This is a genomic window from Gelidibacter sp. (genome assembly GCF_035577925.1).
Taxonomy (GTDB): Bacteria; Bacteroidota; Bacteroidia; order Flavobacteriales; family Flavobacteriaceae; genus Gelidibacter.
On record NZ_DATJCY010000294.1, the window covers coordinates 1 to 5,062 of the forward strand.

Annotated in this window: 4 protein-coding genes; 1 reads left to right on the forward strand and 3 read right to left on the reverse strand. The window is 38.7% G+C overall.

Annotated elements, in window-relative coordinates:
- Together VNJ50_RS11570 and VNJ50_RS11575 are read right to left on the reverse strand one after the other, a co-directional pair.
- Positions 1–1,073: DUF2891 domain-containing protein (locus VNJ50_RS11570; protein WP_325582027.1), on the reverse strand; the 1,073-nt coding region annotated here is incomplete at its 3' end.
- Between the two features lie 77 nt (positions 1,074–1,150).
- Positions 1,151–2,689 carry a YifB family Mg chelatase-like AAA ATPase gene (locus VNJ50_RS11575; RefSeq protein ID WP_325582029.1) on the reverse strand — a complete coding sequence of 513 codons (1,539 nt, stop codon included), beginning with the start codon at positions 2,687–2,689 and terminating at the stop codon, positions 1,151–1,153.
- Positions 2,690–2,859: 170 nt separating this feature from the next.
- Here VNJ50_RS11575 and VNJ50_RS11580 point away from each other — a divergent pair, with 170 nt between their 5' ends.
- The gene (locus VNJ50_RS11580; protein WP_325582031.1) at positions 2,860–4,329 is read left to right on the forward strand and encodes an SLC13 family permease; all 1,470 of its coding nucleotides are present in this window, start codon (positions 2,860–2,862) and stop codon (positions 4,327–4,329) included.
- A 39-nt stretch (positions 4,330–4,368) separates the two neighbouring features.
- Here the strand turns inward: VNJ50_RS11580 and VNJ50_RS11585 are convergent.
- A partial coding sequence (locus tag VNJ50_RS11585; protein WP_325582035.1) for a YheT family hydrolase occupies positions 4,369–5,062 on the reverse strand: 694 nt, incomplete at its 5' end.

The following is a 5,062-nucleotide window of genomic DNA, read 5'->3' on the forward strand; positions in this document are numbered from 1 at the left end:
AACCAATGCCCACCTTCATAACTATCGCCCACAATACTTGGCAAGGAATAATTGATATGGGCATTGGCAATGTTTTTAAGATGTGCATATTCTGGTAAATTTCTGGAAATTTCATATAAACTCCATGCACGAGAAAAATTAACACCATCCAAGTGCACGAGTTTTCCATCGGTTCGATCACTGACTTTTCCTGTTTCCAAATTGAAGTTTTTATTCTGTAATTGAGGTAGAAAATCTGCGAGCCAAGTTCTAAATTCATCTTTAGGAAGGATGCGTTTCATCAAAGCAGCTTCTTCCAAACACGGTGACAAAAAATCAAATCCGCTGGGTTCCCAACTTAAAGGACAATTGGCATCATTCAAATAAAAATCCTTTGAACGCTGTATGATGAGCAATTCTAACGTTTCATTACCAACAACTTTTGCATAATCAAAGGCAAAAGAAAAGGCAAAGGCCGTATTTGGATGTTCACCAACACGCAACGGATAATTCAGTTTTGGTAAAAATTCGAGGTATTTGTTGACGATCAAATCGGTCAATGGCTGTAAATTACTTTCTAATTCCCTCGCCAATGGCGCATCCCACGTGTGTAATTCCTCGGCCAATTTCAATACCCATGCCCAACCATAAGTGCGCTCATAACTTGTATTGTGTTTACCATAAAAATAGCTGACTTCATCCAAAATGTTTTCCTTTGATATGTTTTGCAAAAGCATCTGCTCAATGGTTTCTTTCTTATCAAGCTCAGGAAACTGTTTTAACAAACTCACCAAACTCCAATGGCCATGCACCGCCGAATGCCAATCAAAACAACCATAAAATGCAGGATGCAGTGCTTTGGGCTCTTTTAAATCTTCTGGGCCGCCAATGGTTTGACCAAGTTTATTAGGGTATTCGGTCTGGATGCAATGCATTGGTAATTCTGCCAATCGATTAGCTTCTTCCAAATGTAAAATAGGTGTTTCTGCTTGTTCAATTTTAGGAAAAGTTGTGATTTCATCAACTTTCTTATCTTCCGAAGAATTGCAGGTAAAAAATAGTAGAAATGGAATTGTGTAGCGCAATGATTTCATGGTGATGATTTATATATTTATTATATGGAAAACTGAATTTTTAAATGATGAGATTCCTGTCTTCACAGGAATTTGGCTCAACCCAGCCAGCCTTCGCGATCCAAGCTTCTATATTGAATGGCTTCACTGATATGCGATCCGTTCAAAGTTTCGACACCCTCCAAATCTGCAATGGTCCGTGATACTTTTAAAATTCTATCATAAGCTCTAGCGGAAAGGTTTAAACGTTCCATTGCGGTTTTGAGCAATTGCAATGAAGCCTCATCTAGCTTACAGTGTTCTCGTATTTGTTTACTGCTCATTTGAGCATTATAATTCACATTATTACTGTCTTTAAAGCGTTCGGCTTGGCGCTCCCTGGCCAAGGTTACGCGTGCTCTGATAGTGATGGATGATTCCCCTTTGCGTTCATCAGATAGTTTATCAAAAGGCACTGGTGTTACTTCCACATGAATATCAATACGGTCTAAAAGTGGTCCTGAAATTTTGCTCAGATAACGTTGCATTTCAGCAGGTGATGAAGTTACAGGTGCATTCGGATCATTAAAATATCCGCCTGGACTTGGATTCATACTAGCCACCAGCATAAAAGACGACGGATAAGTTACCGTGAATTTAGCACGTGAAATGGTTACTTCACGATCTTCCAAAGGTTGGCGCATCACCTCCAGAACATCACGCTTAAATTCGGGCAATTCATCCAAAAATAAAACGCCATTATGTGATAAGGAAATCTCTCCGGGTTGTGGATAACTCCCGCCACCAACAAGTGCTACATTCGAAATGGTGTGGTGTGGACTTCTAAAAGGCCGTTGCGACATCAATCCAGTATTATCTTTGACGCGTCCGGCTACCGAATGGATTTTTGTGGTTTCCAATGCTTCGCGCATCGTCATAGGTGGTAAAATGCTGGGCAATCGCTTGGCTAGCATTGTTTTTCCGGCACCGGGAGGTCCAATCAAAATAATATTATGTCCGCCAGCTGCAGCTATCTCCATGCATCGTTTTATGGATTCCTGACCTTTAACGTCCGAAAAATCGAATTCGGGAAAATCCAAGTTTTTATAAAACTCCTCTTGAACATTTATAATTGTGCGTTCAAGTGGTTCATTTTTATCAAAAAAGTCAATCACTTGACTGATATTCTCAACACCAAAGACTTCCAAATCGGAAACAATAGCGGCTTCTTTTGCATTTTGTATCGGCACAATAAATCCTTTAAAACCTTCTTCTTGCGCCTTAATAGCTATGGGCAGTGCACCTTTAATGGCTTGTAGATTGCCATCCAACGACAATTCGCCCATAATTAGATAATCCTCTAAATTCTCAGCTTTAATTTGTCCCGTAGCAGCCAAAATTCCAATGGCCAAAGTTAAATCATAACTGGAGCCTTCTTTGCGCAAATCGGCTGGTGACATATTGATGATGATCTTTTTTCCTGGAATTTTATATCCGTTATTCTGAAGTGCCGCTGCAATCCGGAAATTACTCTCCTTAATTGCATTATCTGGAAGTCCGACCAAATGGTAACCAACGCCATTATCGACGTTAACCTCTACAGTGATCGTTGTAGCCTCCACTCCAAAAACAGCACTTCCATAAACTTTTTTGAGCATAACAGATTGGTTTTGCTTAAATGTAGGAAGAATGTCCATAACTTCAAAGTAGAAAATTGAAATTGAGGTTGCTAAGGAAAAAAACGCGCAATTATTTATTTTAAAGAATGTAAATTTAATTTAATTCGCCAAATCAAAAAATCCTATATTAGTTGCATCAAACCAACTTTATGAACACGATCAAACGCCTAGGTTTCATTTTGGGACCATTAACATACACCCTAATTTTATTGTTTTTTAAACCCAAAGGCCTTTCTGAGGCTGCCATTGCAATATTGGCTTCAACGGCGTGGATGGCAATTTGGTGGATTACCGAAGCCATTCCTATTGCCATGACTTCGTTATTGCCTATTGTGCTTTTTCCGTTGTCTGGCGGAATGGAATTAAGTACCACTACGGCATCTTTTGGACATAAATACATCTTTTTGTATATGGGTGGTTTTATAATTGCCATTGCTATTGAAAAATGGAATCTGCATAAACGAATAGCCCTTAATATCATCAATATTATTGGTTCTGATATCAAAAAAATCATTCTCGGGTTTATGGTCGCCACGGCATTTTTAAGTATGTGGATTTCAAATACCGCAACAGCCGTAATGATGTTGCCTATTGGGATCGCCATTATTTCCCAACTCAAGGACAATCCACATACGGTCGAAAATGAAACCCGTCTATTTGGAAAAGCTCTCATGCTGGCTATTGCATACAGTGCGTCTATTGGTGGTATTGCAACATTGATCGGTACGCCGCCAAACTTGGTTTTGGCAGGCGTTGTCCTCAATACATATGGATATGAAATCACCTTTTTTCAATGGTTTTTATTCGGATTTCCAATTGCGATATTACTTCTTTTTATCTGTTGGAAATACCTCACCAGCTACGCATATAATTTTAAACAGATGGAGTTCCCTGGTGGAAAAACCGAAATTAAACGGCTATTAAAATTACTTGGTAAAATTAGCTATGAGGAGAAAATCGTGGCCATCATATTTGGTACTACTGCGTTTTTTTGGATCACACGATCTTTTATTTTTGTTAAATTTATTCCGAAATTGGACGATACCATTATCGCTATCATTTTCGCAATAGCCTTATTTTTGATTCCAACGAAAGACAAAAAACAACAATTAATGGCTTGGGAAGATGCCGTAAAATTGCCTTGGGGCATCATCTTACTTTTTGGCGGCGGCCTGGCAATTGCCAACGGATTTGAAAGTACAGGTTTGGCGGTCTGGTTGGGAAATCAAATGACTGTTTTTGAAGGATTAACCACTATTATCCTAATTGTTATACTAGTTGCAGCGATAAATTTTTTAACAGAAATCACTTCCAATACAGCCACAACGGCAATGATACTACCGGTTTTGGCGCCTATGGCGATGACGGTGGATATTCATCCGTTTGTTTTGATGGTTGGTGCCGCGGTTGCAGCGTCTTGCGCATTTATGCTTCCTGTGGCAACACCACCCAATGCCATTGTATTTGGTTCTGGATATTTACGAATTCCGGATATGGCAGGAAAAGGCTTCGTGATGAATATCCTTTCGATTATCATCGTGACCTTATTTGTCTATTTTTTATTACCGGTACTTTGGGATTTAACGGTGGAAGGATTTCCGGAAGCTTTTAAAAATTAATTAATCATTCTACGTGAATAAGGACAATTAAGATTTTCCTCAAGATTCAACCACCACATTGGTGTGTTCCAAAACAAATTCCAACGCTCGTTTCTCGTTATAATAGACCCCACCGTGTTTTATAAACCCAACATGACCACCATGTTTTGGCATTTCTAAATACAAAAACGGATTGTTTTTGGCAGCTTTTACAGGATAACATTCTGGTGTTAAAAACGAATCATTTAAGGCATTAATGATCAAGGTTGGTATTTTTATATTTGGCAAAAACTGAAGACAACTACTTTTTTCATAATAATCCAATGCGTTTTTAAATCCGTGAGCTTTAGAGGTATAAACTTCATCAAAATCATTCAAGGTTGTAATGGATTGAATCTCTTCCATCGTTAATTGCTCGGGAAACTGCTGTTGTTTTTTCTTTAAACTATTGACCAAACTTCTTTTAAATCGGTCGTGAAAAGGTTTATTTATCAATTTATGCAATTGTTTTGCCGAATGTTGCAAACTGCAGGGTACCGAAACACCAATGCAAGCCTTGATTTCTTTTGGCAAATGATCACGTTCACCCACATATTTTAGAGCCATATTTCCGCCCAAACTGATTCCTTTTAGATAAATTTCGGCATAATTTTTATTGGTAATGGCATGCTTGATAATGGCATCCAAATCTTCAGTTGCCCCAGAATGATACGCATAATATTTTCGGTTGGGCTCTCCGCTATTGCCTCTAAAG

Excerpts from the sequence above, each read along its gene's own strand:
- VNJ50_RS11575 (WP_325582029.1), bottom strand. The coding sequence starts at position 2,689 with ATGCTCAAAAAAGTTTATGGAAGTGCTGTTTTTGGAGTGGAGGCTACA.
- VNJ50_RS11580 (WP_325582031.1), top strand. The coding sequence starts at position 2,860 with ATGAACACGATCAAACGCCTAGGTTTCATTTTGGGACCATTAACATAC.